The organism is Antarcticibacterium arcticum (assembly GCF_007993795.1).
GTDB lineage: Bacteria > Bacteroidota > Bacteroidia > Flavobacteriales > Flavobacteriaceae > Gillisia > Gillisia arctica.
Genome location: NZ_CP042476.1, coordinates 1,301,719 through 1,315,370 on the forward strand (window position 1 = coordinate 1,301,719; position 13,652 = coordinate 1,315,370).

Here is a 13,652-nt window from a genome sequence, read left to right on the forward strand (position 1 = left end):
ATGAAAAATAAAATTACATTTTTAATCCTGGCATTCTTTGCTTTTTCTTCCCTACAGGCGCAGGATAAAGAAGCACACAGGGAAAAGATTAAAGCCTTAAAAGTTGCATACATAACCCAGGAATTAAATATGAATTCTGAGGTAGCGCAAAAATTCTGGCCGGTCTATAATCAATATGAGATCAATAAACGGGAATTGCATAAAAGGGAAAACATCGATTGGGCTACTATTGGCAGCATCAATGAAGCCCGCGCAGAGGAAATGTTGAAGGAATACCTGATTATTGAAAAAGAAGAGTACACCATTAAAAAACAACTCTTCACCGATCTTAAAAAATTCCTCACCGCAAGGGAGATCATAAAACTTCATGAGTTAGAAGCTTCATTTCATCAAAAACTCATAAGGGAATACAGAGAACGGATGAAAGGGGAAAAGAGATAAAGAATTTGAGTTGAAAATAGTTGGTTAGTTAATTAGTTAGTTGATTGTATATTCCGGATGCATTTACATCCGGAATATTTTTTTTATGTCTTTTAAACCAGCTATACCTTATTTGAACTTCAGTTTAGCAATTCTGTTATTTCCTCCTGCATAGGCAGTAGAATCTGTAACAAATCTTATGGTGTGAAATCCCCGTGTAGTTAGGGTTTCCCAATTTTCACCTCCATCCAAGGAATATGAGATCCCATTTGGGCCAGCGCCTACAATTTCATTCCCTCCACGGCCGGGAACATAGCGTACGCTGCTTAAATAACCTGGGCCTTTACCTTCGCTTACCAGTTTCCAGGTTTTTCCCCCGTCTTCAGTAACGGCAATATTACCGGTATTATCATCCGGCTGGGTGTAATCCCCTCCTACTATAATTCCTTTGTTGTTATTATAAAAATCAAGGCTATATCCTCCGGTCGTAGATGTGCCCTGTTTTAAGGGAGTTTCAAAAACTTCCCAGGTATTCCCTTTATCAGCCGTAAAAAATATCCTGGAGCTCATCCCTCCTGAAAGGATCCAGGCATTATTACCCAATACTGCGATGTTAGAATTACTGGCGGCAAATGCTGCCTCTCCTTCAACAACTTCCGGCAGAATATCGCAATTAAGTTTATTCCAGGTTTTTCCGCCGTCCCTTGTTATTATTATGGAGAGGCAGGAATCTGTAGGGTCGCCCATGGCAATTCCTTCATTATCATTCCAAAACGTCATGGCATCATAAAATACCTTTTCATTGTCCTCACGATACACCAGTTCCATTTGGCCGGTGTCACCGGTTTTATATAGAAGGGCAGGATTTCCCACGCTCAACATAAAAAAGTCATTTTCTGTACTGGCCACAGCCCTGAACTCAGGCACCAAGGTATCCTGCTCCTGTAGGTTGACCTTAAACTCACCGGTGGCATCATTATAAAATCCAAACCAACCCCTGTTTGAGGCAAATGCAAGATTGTTACCCATTACTTCTATAGCGCGAACACTCACGGAATCCTCCAGGATAGTTTCGATTTCTACCTGAGAAAAAGTGCTGCGTTCCTCTTTCTCTTCTTTTGAACCACACCCAATAAAAACAAGGATCAACAAATAGTATATAACTTTCATAATTACGAATTTGGATCAAAGATAAATTTTTCCGCAGCAAAAAAATGTACCTTTGCACCTTTAAAATAAAACTATGCGCTTACACAGGAATTTAGTATTTGCAACCATTGATGCTCTTTCAGAGATATTTAATGAAGGAAAATATGCCGACAAGACAATTGAAAAAGTCCTGAAACGGGATAAACGCTGGGGAGCGCGCGATCGTAGCTTTATTGCTGAAACCACTTATGAAATTGTGCGCTGGAAGCGTTTATATACTGAAATTGCCGATGTGAAAGCTCCCTACTCCAGGGAAAATCTTTTTCGAATTTTCGCGGTATGGGCCACTTTGCGTGGGGTAACCCTTCCGGACTGGAAGCAAATTGAACCTACTCCCAGCAGAAAGATCAAAGGAAAATTTGATGAGTTAAGCAAAATTAGAAAATACCGTGAATCTATCCCAGATTGGATGGATGAAATGGGTGTAAAGGAATTGGGTGAGAAAACCTGGGAAAAGGAGATCCACGCCTTGAATGAGCAGGCTCCTGTAATCCTTAGAGTAAATACACTTAAAACCACCAAAGATAAACTGCGAAGCGCCTTAAAGGATGAAGGAATAGCTACTGAAGCGATCAAAGGTTACCCCGATGCTTTACAACTTGAAGAAAGGTCCAATGTTTTCAAAACCGAAGCTTTTAAGAATGGATTTTTTGAAGTTCAGGATGCCTCTTCTCAAATGGTAGCTCGATTTCTGGAAGTAGAACCGGGAATGAGAGTAGTAGATACCTGTGCCGGTGCCGGTGGTAAAACTTTACACCTGGCTGCGCTTATGGAAAATAAAGGCCAGATAATCGCTACAGATATTTATGAGAATAAATTAAAAGAATTGAAACGCCGGGCAAAACGTGCCGGGGCTCATAATATTGATCCGCGTGCTATTGAGTCTACCAAGGTGGTTAAAAAACTGTATGGTACTGCAGACAGAGTGTTGATTGATGCACCTTGCAGCGGTCTGGGAGTTCTTAGCCGTAATCCGGATGCCAAATGGAAATTACAACCTGAATTCATAGAGACCATTAAGAAAACCCAGGCAGAGATCCTTGATCAATATTCCAGGATCCTGAAACCGGGAGGAAAAATGGTGTACGCAACCTGTTCGGTTTTACCTTCAGAAAATCAGGACCAGGTGGAGAAATTTTTGGCCAGGGAAGCCGGGAGCAATTTTAAACTGGTAAAAGAAGAGAAGATCCTCTCCTCTGAAACAGGATTTGATGGTTTTTATATGGCTTTACTTGAGAACACTGCAAAGTAAATTCCAACCAATAATTCAAATTGTAATTTCATATATAATTACTATCTTAAAAGTTGGTTTTTATAAAATATGAAACACCTGAAATTTTTGCTTCTTCCGGTAATTGGTATCCTTCTGTCCTGCGGGAGTGATGATGCCATGCAACCCATACTTCAGGAAGAAGATTTTTCTACCGATTTATTTTTTTCAGAATATGTTGAGGGTTCCTCCTTTAACAAAGCGCTCGAGATCGTAAATCTTACCGGGAGAATAGTAGATCTCAATGCCGGGGGATATTCCATAAGAAAGCAATCAAATGGCACGGGAGAATGGATGGGCGAATTACTGCTTACAGGTTCTTTACCACACCGCAATGTATATGTGATTGGGAATGAAAACGCAGAACTTTCTGAAATTATTAATAATGCCAATATTCTTAAAACAGGTGCGCCAATGGATTTTAATGGTAATGATCCTATAGGTCTTTTCAAGAATGGGGTGCTTATAGATATTATAGGGAATTTCAACGATCCTGAAGATTTTGGGAAGGACGTAACCCTTATAAGAAAATATGATTCTACCGGGCCCTCTGAAGAATTCAATCCTGCGGGTTGGGAAACTCTTGAAATAGATTCGGTAAATAACCTAGGCCGGTATTAAATTTCATGTTTACCATAAATTTGCCGTGAATTTCCAATCTTTTCAATTCGCAAAATATTCAATATTCCGGGCAAACCTTTTACAGTTATTCAGTCAAAAAATCTTAAATTTGGCCTTTCTCAAACAATACAAAACCAAGCAGAATGATCCTATTCTTCGGAACCCAATCCTCTAAGGTTTATGCAGTGCAAACGCACGCGTCACTTTCAGCAAAGGATATTTCAAAATTAAACTGGCTTTTTGGAAATGCTCAACACCTCAATAAATCTGCCCTGGCAGATTTTTTTATTGGGCCACGTGCTGCAATGATCTCCCCGTGGAGTACAAATGCTGTGGAGATTACCCAAACAATGGGAATAAAAGGCATTATACGCATTGAGGAATTCCTGAAAGTAGATTCAAAATTTCACGATTTTGACCCAATGCTGTCACAGAAATTCAATGGGCTGGACCAGGAAGTTTTTACTGTGAATGCTGTACCACAGGCCGTTTTAGAAATTGATGATATAGATGGTTTTAATAAACAGGAAGGACTTTCATTAAATGCAGAAGAAGTACAATACCTGCAGGACCTTTCCCAAAAACTGGAACGAAAACTTACAGACTCTGAAGTGTTTGGATTCTCCCAGGTGAATTCTGAACATTGCCGCCATAAGATCTTCAACGGTAGTTTTGTGATAGACGGGCTTGAGAAACCCTCCACCTTGTTTAAATTAATAAGAAAAACCTCAGAGGTTAATCCAAATGAGATAGTTTCAGCATATAAAGATAATGTGGCTTTTATAAAAGGGCCACGGGTAGAACAATTTGCTCCAAAAAGAGCAGATGTACCCGAATATTATGAGAGTAAGGATTTTGATTCGGTAATATCCCTGAAAGCCGAAACCCACAATTTCCCCACTACAGTAGAACCATTTAACGGGGCTGCTACAGGTAGTGGTGGAGAGATTCGGGACAGGCTTGCCGGTGGGAAAGGTTCGTTGCCCCTCGCAGGAACCGCAGTTTATATGACTTCTTATTCACGGCTTGAAAAAGACCGCAAATGGGAGGAAAAAGTAGCTGAAAGAGAATGGCTTTATCAAACTCCTATGGATATCTTGATAAAAGCTTCCAACGGCGCATCAGATTTTGGAAATAAATTTGGACAGCCCCTAATTACTGGTTCAGTACTCACTTTTGAACACAAAGAACACAACCGCCTTATGGCCTTTGATAAAGTGATCATGCTGGCCGGGGGGATTGGTTATGGCAAGGCAGATCAGGCAATCAAGGAAGTTCCAAAAAAAGGTGATAAGATCGTAGTTTTAGGTGGCGACAACTACCGTATAGGAATGGGTGGGGCCGCTGTTTCTTCTGCAGATACCGGAGAATTTAGTACAGGAATTGAATTAAACGCGGTGCAACGTGCCAACCCGGAAATGCAAAAAAGAGCCGCCAATGCTATTCGGGGGATGGTAGAGCGGGATGATAATCCTATAATTTCCATTCACGACCATGGTGCCGGAGGTCATTTAAACTGCCTGAGCGAACTTGTGGAAGATACCGGTGGAAATATTGATCTTGATAAATTACCCGTGGGTGACCCTACCCTATCAGCAAAAGAAATCATAGGGAACGAATCTCAGGAGCGAATGGGATTGTTGATCGCAGAGAAAGATATGGATATCCTGCAGCGCATCTCAGACAGAGAACGTGCTCCCATGTATAGTGTAGGGCAGGTAACAGATGATCACAACTTCATTTTTCAGCGTAAAAGCAATGGGGAAAAACCTATGGATATTTCCCTTGCAGATATGTTTGGAAGTTCTCCAAAAATTGTGATGAAAGATAAAACCGTTCCCCGGGAATATGAAGATGTACAATACACCCAGGAAAAAATAAAAGAATATTTGGACCAGGTCCTGCAACTGGAAGCAGTTGCCTGTAAAGACTGGCTTACCAATAAGGTTGACCGTTGTGTCACCGGTAGGGTTGCCAAACAACAAACAGCAGGCCCTCTGCAACTGCCATTGAACAATTGTGGAGTGATGGCCTTGGATTATAATGGAAAAGAGGGAATTGCAACTTCCCTTGGCCACTCCCCTGTGTCGGCCCTGGTAGATCCTGTAGCCGGGTCACGGAATTCCATTGGGGAAGCACTTTCCAATATTATATGGGCTCCGCTGGAAAAGGGACTGAAATCTATATCCCTTTCAGCAAACTGGATGTGGCCAAGCAATAACGAAGGAGAGGATGCAAGGCTTTATGAGGCTGTACAGGGAGTTTCAGATTTTGCAATTGCACTGGGAATAAACGTTCCAACCGGAAAGGATTCCCTGTCAATGAAGCAAAAATATAAGGACGGAGAAGTTTTATCACCGGGAACCGTGATAATATCTGCTGCAGGACATTGCGATAATATTACCAAAGTTGTGGAACCTGTGCTGCAAAAAGATGGCGGGCCAATTTACTATATCAATTTATCAAATGACACCTTTAAGCTTGGAGGCTCTTCGTTTGCACAGATTCTAAACAAGGTAGGAAAAGAAGTTCCTACTATAAAGGACGATAAAAAGTTTGCCACAGCCTTCAATGCCATTCAGGCGCTTATAAAACAGGATCTCATTCTTGCCGGCCATGATGTGGCTTCAGGAGGGTTGATAACCACCCTGCTGGAAATGTGTTTTGCAGATGTTAACCTGGGTGCAAATTTAGACCTGACTGCTCTTAATGAAAAAGATGCCGTAAAACTCTTATTCAATGAGAACTGCGGAATTGTTTTCCAGGCTAAAGACGCTTCCGTAGAAGAGATCTTTACAGAGAATAACATAGAATTCTTTAAAATTGGAAAGGCTACCGAAGGAGCGCAATTAAAAATCAAAAACGGAAATGAAAACTTTGAATTTGATATCAATGAATTAAGAGATACCTGGTACAAAACTTCTTTCTTACTTGATAAAAAACAAAGCGGAACAGACCTGGCAACACAGCGATACCAGAATTACAGTCAGCAACCTTTGCAATTTACTTTCCCTAAAAATTTCTCAGGAAAACTTCCTGTAATTGATGCTTCAAAACCCAGGATCAAAGCTGCAATTATTAGGGAAAAAGGATCTAACAGTGAGCGGGAAATGGCTCGGGCTATGCACCTGGCTGGTTTTGATGTAAAAGATGTGCATATGACAGATCTTATAAGCGGAAGAGAAACCCTGGAAGGCATAAAATTTATTGCCGCAGTTGGAGGTTTTTCCAACAGCGATGTCCTGGGAAGTGCCAAAGGCTGGGCAGGAGCTTTTCTATACAATGAAAAAGCAAAGGCAGCACTGGATAATTTCTTTAAAAGGGATGATACCCTGTCTATTGGCGTTTGTAACGGTTGCCAGCTATTTGTGGAACTGGGTCTTATAAATCCCAACCACGACCAGAAACCAAAAATGTTGCATAATAAATCCAAAAAATTTGAATGTACCTTCACCTCTGTGGAGATCATGGAAAACAGGTCCATAATGCTGGGGTCTCTGGCAGGAAGCAAACTTGGGATTTGGGCCGCTCATGGCGAAGGAAAGTTTGGACTACCCTATTCTAAGGATCAATATAATATTGTAGCCGAATATGGATATGACAAATATCCCGCAAATCCTAATGGTTCACATTTCAATACCGCAATGATGGTAGATGATACGGGAAGGCATTTGGTGATGATGCCCCACCTTGAGAGGTCTACTTTCCAATGGAACTGGGCATATTATCCAAAAGACAGGAAAGACGAGGTAAGCCCATGGATGGAAGCATTTGTGAATGCAAGAAATTGGCTGGAAGAACAATCAGCCTGATAATTATTACAAAAAGCCCTTTTTTCGAAAGGGCTTTTTTTTAGGTTTACATTTAAAAAGAGGATAATTAAAAAATTATAATTTTTATAATTCTGTATTTCTCAACCTGTTATAATTTTCGCCGGAGGTTTATGAATCCCGCAGAAAATTAACAAAACCGCTTATTTAAATAATCCAAAACTTCTGAATGCGGTTTTTATATCCTTTTTTAAAAAATAGATTTGAAATACCCCGTTAAATTCCTATTTTGCAGGGAATATCTTATTTAAATCACCTCATGATCGAAATTAAAAGACTTTTTGATTTTCCATATTACCAACTTGAAAATTCCCCTTTGGAAAAAGCATTAGGTACCAAATATCATGGTACCTGGGAAACCCTATCTACCCAAAAATATATAGATAAAGCAAACACAATAAGCAGGGGCCTGCTTCGGCTTGGGGTTAAACCTAATGATAAGATCGCAGTGATCTCCTCCTCAAACAGGACAGAATGGAATATTATGGATATAGGCGTGCTACAGCTTGGTGCTCAAAATGTTCCCATCTATCCAACAATTTCTGAGGAAGATTATGAATATGTGCTTAATCATAGTGAGGCTATCTATTGTTTCGTTTCAGATAGTGAGGTGTTGGAAAAGGTAAGAAGTATTCAACATAATACACAACTCAAAGAAGTGTACAGTTTTGATGTGATTGAAGGTTGCAAGAATTGGAAAGAAGTCCTTCAGCTGGGTGCAGATGAGAGTAATCAAAATGAAGTTGAAACTTTAAAAGGCCAGGTAAAACCCGAGGATCTTGCCACACTCATTTACACGTCGGGTACCACCGGAAGACCTAAAGGTGTAATGCTTTCTCATAATAATATTGTAAGTAATGTATTGGCAAGCGCCAGCCGGGTGCCTTTTGAATTCGGTACCTATACCGCATTAAGTTTCCTGCCGGTTTGCCATATTTTTGAAAGAATGATCATGTACCTGTATCAATACTACAGCGTATCTATTTATTTTGCGGAATCTATTGAGAAGATAAGTGATAACCTAAAAGAAGTGCAACCACACGTGATTACAGCGGTACCAAGATTGCTGGAAAAAGTGTATGATAAGATCATTGCAAAAGGAACTGCCTTGGGCGGGGTCAAACAAAAATTGTTTTACTGGGCCGTGGAGCTTGGTTTGCAATATGAGCCATACGGTGCAAACGGGTGGTGGTATGAAACCAAGTTAAATATTGCCAGGAAAATTATTTTTTCTAAATGGAAAGAAGGCCTGGGTGGAAATATAGAATTAATAGTATCTGGTAGTGCTGCCCTGCAGCCAAGATTGGCCCGGGTTTTTGCAGCCGCCGAGATTCCGGTAATGGAAGGTTACGGCCTTACGGAAACTTCACCCGTAATTGCTGTGAATGATCAGCGTAACAAAGGTTTTAAAATTGGAACAGTAGGTAAGGTAATTGACAAAGTAGAGGTCAAAATAGCCGAGGATGGTGAAATTTTAACCAAGGGACCCAACTTAATGATGGGTTATTACAAAGATGAAGAGAAAACCAGGGAAGCAATAAATGGAGATGGCTGGTTCCATACAGGTGATATTGGAGAAATTGATGGAGAAGGATTCTTAAAGATCACCGACAGGAAAAAGGAAATGTTCAAAACCTCGGGAGGAAAATATGTTGCTCCACAGCTTATTGAGAATACTATGAAACAGTCACGTTTTATAGAACAAATCATGGTAATTGGAGAAGGTGAAAAAATGCCGGCAGCTTTTATTCAGCCAAATTTTGAATTCGTCCAGGAGTGGGCCAAACGCAAGAACCTGAACATTGGATCCACCAATAAAGAAATTATTACCAACCAGGAAGTTATAGACCGTATCCAGGAAGAGGTTGATTTTTATAACACTAAATTTGGACATTGGGAAAAGGTTAAAAAGTTTGAACTTACCCCCGATGTCTGGAGTATCGAAGGTGAGCACTTAACCCCTACTATGAAATTAAAGAGGCGAAATATTAAGGCGCTGTATGAAAACCTTTATAACAAAATTTACGAAAGGTAATATTTACAAATAATTGATACCAATGCCCGGAAAGTAAATTCCGGGCATTGTTTATTTGGTTAATTTTATAAGACTATATTAAATTGAAAATATGAAAGAATATTTAGCCTCTGAGCAACGCTATGAAAAAATGGAATATCGTCGATGTGGCAAAAGCGGAATATTGCTGCCTTTGCTTTCCCTTGGCCTTTGGCATAACTTTGGCGACAGGGACGATCAAAAAACCGCAAGGGCAATTTTAAGAAGTGCTTTTGATAACGGAATTACCCATTTTGATCTTGCCAATAACTACGGGCCGCCATACGGGTCAGCCGAAGTAAATTTTGGAAAAATTTTCAAGGAGGATTTTGCTAAATACCGCGATGAATTATTGATCTCTACCAAAGCAGGATGGGATATGTGGCCAGGACCTTATGGGAATTTTGGTTCCCGAAAATATTTGATTTCAAGTCTTGACCAGTCCTTAAAAAGAATGGGGTTGGATTATGTAGATATCTTTTATCACCACCGCCCCGATCCCGATACACCGCTCGAAGAAACTATGGGTGCCCTTGACCAGATCGTTCGGCAGGGAAAAGCACTATATGTGGGGGTTTCCCAATATTCCCCTGAAGATACCCTGAGAGCTGCAAACATTTTAAAAGAGCTGGGTACCCCTTTTCTAATTCATCAACCAAGATATAATATGTTGGATCGTTGGGTAGAGGATGGATTACTAAATACACTGGAACAGATTGGTATTGGGAGCATTGTATTTTCACCTCTGGAACAGGGAATTTTAACTTCCAAATATTTGGATGGGATCCCTGCAAATTCCCGCGCCGCTATAGAAGGAGGATATCTGGACAGCTCCGGTATCACCCCCTCGCTTATAAAAAAGGTGAAACAGTTAAATGAAATCGCCAATTCAAGAAATCAATCTCTTGCCCAAATGGCCGTGGCGTGGTTACTTAAAGATAAAAGGATCACTTCTGTACTGGTAGGTGTGAGCAACGTAGCCCAGTTAGAAGATAATCTTAAGGCAATAAGAAACATTTCATTCTCAAGCGATGAATTGGAAGAGATAGAAAAAGTTTTGGTTTCAGATCCTGCATAAGGCACTGCAAATAAAATTTTTAAATCTCTCATTTGCAGAAATTTATCAGGAATTCTTTGCTTGTTATATTTATTAATAAATTGTTAAACTCCGCCCTTGTGCGGAGTTTTTAATTGGTAATTACTCTAAATTTAATATCACCCTCCAAAAAGAACAAATATTTTCCTATTTATTATGCACGCATAATATTTTTTCATAACTTTGGGAATAAACATTTTCTGAATGAAGGAAAAAACCATTGATTATGTTCTCAGGGCCACCTGGATAGCAGTTTCAAAAATGTACAATGAAGAGGCGGGAAAAGCGGGTAGCACCATGGCTACGGGCTTTGCCTTACTTAGCATTGATCCTGAAACCGGGACCCCCTCCACCTCTCTTGGGCCTAAAATGGGAATGGAAGCGACCAGTTTATCCCGCATCCTGAAATCTATGGAAGAAAAAGGACTCATTATAAGAAAAAAACATCCAAAAGATGGGCGGAGTGTACTCCTCCATCTTACTGAATTTGGAAAAGAAATGAGAGAATATTCGAAGGGGGTAGTTTTGCGATTTGATGAGGCAGTAAAGGAAGCGGTTCCCGAAGAGGACCTGAAAGTTTTTATAAGGGTTGCTAATACCATGATGGACCTAATCGCAAATAAGAAAATATATAATCAGGAAACAAAGATCAAATAATGTCATTTGCGCTATTTAAGCGCATTTGAAGAATTATATAATTAAAATAACATATGAAACGAAGAATTAACAAAGTTGCAGTTATTGGTTCCGGAATAATGGGAAGTGGTATAGCTTGTCATTTTGCCAATATTGGCGTGGAGGTTTTACTTCTCGATATTGTTCCAAGAGAACTTAATGAGCAGGAAAAAAAGAAAGGACTTACATTAAATGATAAGCAGGTACGAAACAGGTTGGTAAATGATTCCCTACAGACATCATTAAAATCCAAACCCTCTCCTATATATCACCAGGATTTTGCAAACCGTATTACCACCGGTAACATGGAAGATGATATCGAAAAGGTTTCAAAAGTTGACTGGATCATTGAGGTGGTAGTTGAAAGACTGGACATAAAGAAAAAGGTTTTTGATGATCTTGAAAAACATCGCAAACCTGGTACTTTAATAACCTCCAACACTTCTGGAATTCCTATCCAACAAATGAGTGAAGGGCGAAGTGATGATTTTAAAAAGCATTTCTGCGGAACCCATTTCTTCAATCCGCCGCGATATTTAAGATTATTTGAGATCATTCCGGGGCCGGAAACTTCACAGGAAGTGCTGGAATTCCTGAATGAATATGGAGAAAAATTCCTTGGGAAAATTTCAGTTATTGCAAAAGACACCCCGGCATTCATCGGGAACCGGGTTGGTATTTTCAGCATAATGAGCCTTTTCCATATGGTAAAGGAAATGGATTTGACCATCGAGGAAGTAGATAAACTTACCGGACCTGTTATAGGCAGGCCAAAATCGGCCACTTTTCGCACGGTAGACGTGGTAGGACTTGATACGCTGGTACATGTAGCCAATGGATTGCATAAAGGGGTGCCTCAGGATGAACAGCACGACCTTTTTGCATTGCCTGATTTTATAGATACCATGGTGACCAATGAATGGTTTGGTAGTAAAAGCGGACAGGGTTTTTATAAAAAGATAAAGAATGAGGATGGCTCCAGTGATATTCATTCCCTGGACCTGAATACCATGGAATATCGGGCCGGCAAAAAAGCCAGCTTCGCTACCCTGGAACAAACCAAAAGCATTGAAAAAGTCGAGGACCGCTTCAAGGTTTTAATAAAAGGAAAAGATAAGGCAGGAGAATTCTACAGGAAGAATCTTGCGGCCCTTTTTGCCTATGTATCAAACAGGATCCCGGAGATCACAGATGAACTCTATAAGATTGATGACGCTATGCGTGCCGGTTTTGGCTGGGAACAGGGCCCATTCCAGATCTGGGATGCCGTTGGGGTCAAAGAGGGAATAGAAATGATGAAGGCGGAGGGTTATGAACCTGCTGCGTGGGTGAAGGAAATGACAGAGAGTGGCAGCGATAGTTTTTATACAGTTAAAAACGGGAATACCTATTATTATGATATTCCCCAAAAAGCCCAGACCAAAGTTCCGGGACAGGATGCTTTCATTCTGCTGGATAACATCCGGGAATCCAAACAGGTATTTAAGAACAGCGGGGTTGTAGTTGAAGATCTTGGTGACGGGATCCTTAATGTAGAATTCCGCAGTAAAATGAACTCCATTGGAGGTGATGTCCTGGATGGTCTTAATAAGGCACTTGATCTTGCAGAAAGAGATTACCAGGGATTGGTGGTTGCCAATAACGGAAAGAACTTCTCTGTAGGTGCAAATATCGGGATGATCTTTATGATGGCCGTAGAACAGGAATATGATGAATTGAATGCTGCAGTAAAGTATTTCCAGGATACTATGATGCGTATGCGTTATTCTTCAATCCCAACGGTAGCAGCACCGCATGCAATGACACTTGGAGGTGGGTGTGAACTCTCCCTTCATGCAGACATGGTTGTGGCGGCCGCCGAAACCTACATAGGATTGGTAGAATTTGGAGTTGGGGTGATCCCCGGCGGGGGTGGTTCCAAGGAAATGACCCTGCGGGCAGCCGATACCTTTGAGAAAGATGATGTGGAATTGAACAGGTTGCGGGAGCATTTCCTTACCATAGGAATGGCCAAAGTTTCTACTTCGGCTTATGAAGCTTATGATCTGGGAATCCTTAAAAAAGGCAGGGATATAGTTGTTGTGAATCCGGACAGGCAATTGGCAATTGCCAAAAAGCATGCATTGTTAATGGCTGAAAATGGGTATACCAAACCCATTATGAGAAAAGACATTAAGGTACTGGGAAGACAGGCCCTGGGAGCCTTTTATGTAGGAACCGATCAAATGCTAGCAGGTAATTATATAAGTGAACACGACAAGAAGATCGCCAATAAACTGGCCTATGTCATGGCCGGTGGAGACCTTTCAGAAGCATCCTATGTAAGCGAGCAATATTTACTGGATCTTGAACGGGAAGCATTTTTATCCCTTACAGGAGAACGAAAAACCCTGGAAAGACTTGAGCATATGATCAAGAAAGGGAAGCCGCTAAGAAATTAATAGAATTGAGTAGTGAGAATTGAGTAGTGAGTAGTAA

At 40.7% G+C, this 13,652-nt stretch carries 9 protein-coding genes; 8 read left to right on the forward strand and 1 reads right to left on the reverse strand.

Features of this window, described 5'->3' with window-relative positions; all coding sequences use genetic code 11:
• Complete coding sequence (locus tag FK178_RS05830; protein WP_146832033.1) at positions 1-441, forward strand: hypothetical protein; 441 nt, start codon at positions 1-3, stop codon at positions 439-441.
• 108 nt (positions 442-549) lie between these two features.
• Here FK178_RS05830 and FK178_RS05835 read toward each other — a convergent pair whose 3' ends face one another.
• Positions 550-1,590, reverse strand: coding sequence for a WD40/YVTN/BNR-like repeat-containing protein (locus tag FK178_RS05835; protein WP_146832036.1), 1,041 nt, complete (start codon positions 1,588-1,590; stop codon positions 550-552).
• A 73-nt stretch (positions 1,591-1,663) separates the two neighbouring features.
• Between FK178_RS05835 and FK178_RS05840 the strand changes: the two genes are divergently transcribed.
• The 7 genes from FK178_RS05840 to FK178_RS05870 all read left to right on the forward strand — a co-directional run bounded on the left by FK178_RS05840 (position 1,664) and on the right by FK178_RS05870 (position 13,615).
• Positions 1,664-2,881, forward strand: coding sequence for an RsmB/NOP family class I SAM-dependent RNA methyltransferase (locus FK178_RS05840; protein ID WP_146832039.1), 1,218 nt, complete (start codon positions 1,664-1,666; stop codon positions 2,879-2,881).
• A gap of 69 nt (positions 2,882-2,950) precedes the next feature.
• Positions 2,951-3,520, forward strand: a complete 570-nt coding sequence (locus tag FK178_RS05845) for a lamin tail domain-containing protein (RefSeq protein ID WP_146832043.1) — start codon at positions 2,951-2,953, stop codon at positions 3,518-3,520.
• A 143-nt stretch (positions 3,521-3,663) separates the two neighbouring features.
• Positions 3,664-7,332 carry a phosphoribosylformylglycinamidine synthase gene (purL, locus tag FK178_RS05850; RefSeq protein ID WP_146832046.1) on the forward strand — a complete coding sequence of 1,223 codons (3,669 nt, stop codon included), beginning with the start codon at positions 3,664-3,666 and terminating at the stop codon, positions 7,330-7,332.
• 277 nt (positions 7,333-7,609) lie between these two features.
• A complete protein-coding gene (locus FK178_RS05855; RefSeq protein WP_146832049.1) occupies positions 7,610-9,385 on the forward strand; it encodes an AMP-dependent synthetase/ligase in 1,776 nt (591 codons plus the stop codon).
• Between the two features lie 91 nt (positions 9,386-9,476).
• Positions 9,477-10,481 carry an L-glyceraldehyde 3-phosphate reductase gene (gene mgrA / locus FK178_RS05860; RefSeq protein ID WP_146832052.1) on the forward strand — a complete coding sequence of 335 codons (1,005 nt, stop codon included), beginning with the start codon at positions 9,477-9,479 and terminating at the stop codon, positions 10,479-10,481.
• A gap of 222 nt (positions 10,482-10,703) precedes the next feature.
• Positions 10,704-11,156, forward strand: a complete 453-nt coding sequence (locus FK178_RS05865) for a MarR family winged helix-turn-helix transcriptional regulator (RefSeq protein WP_146832055.1) — start codon at positions 10,704-10,706, stop codon at positions 11,154-11,156.
• A gap of 53 nt (positions 11,157-11,209) precedes the next feature.
• Complete coding sequence (locus tag FK178_RS05870) at positions 11,210-13,615, forward strand: 3-hydroxyacyl-CoA dehydrogenase/enoyl-CoA hydratase family protein (protein WP_146832058.1); 2,406 nt, start codon at positions 11,210-11,212, stop codon at positions 13,613-13,615.
• Positions 13,616-13,652 lie beyond the last annotated feature (37 nt).

Bases quoted from the DNA above. Each gene is read 5' to 3' on its own strand.
- purL (WP_146832046.1), top strand. From the start codon at position 3,664: ATGATCCTATTCTTCGGAACCCAATCCTCTAAGGTTTATGCAGTGCAA.
- FK178_RS05830 (WP_146832033.1), top strand. From the start codon at position 1: ATGAAAAATAAAATTACATTTTTAATCCTGGCATTCTTTGCTTTTTCT.
- FK178_RS05835 (WP_146832036.1), bottom strand. From the start codon at position 1,590: ATGAAAGTTATATACTATTTGTTGATCCTTGTTTTTATTGGGTGTGGT.
- FK178_RS05865 (WP_146832055.1), top strand. From the start codon at position 10,704: ATGAAGGAAAAAACCATTGATTATGTTCTCAGGGCCACCTGGATAGCA.
- FK178_RS05840 (WP_146832039.1), top strand. From the start codon at position 1,664: ATGCGCTTACACAGGAATTTAGTATTTGCAACCATTGATGCTCTTTCA.
- FK178_RS05870 (WP_146832058.1), top strand. From the start codon at position 11,210: ATGAAACGAAGAATTAACAAAGTTGCAGTTATTGGTTCCGGAATAATG.
- mgrA (WP_146832052.1), top strand. From the start codon at position 9,477: ATGAAAGAATATTTAGCCTCTGAGCAACGCTATGAAAAAATGGAATAT.
- FK178_RS05845 (WP_146832043.1), top strand. From the start codon at position 2,951: ATGAAACACCTGAAATTTTTGCTTCTTCCGGTAATTGGTATCCTTCTG.
- FK178_RS05855 (WP_146832049.1), top strand. From the start codon at position 7,610: ATGATCGAAATTAAAAGACTTTTTGATTTTCCATATTACCAACTTGAA.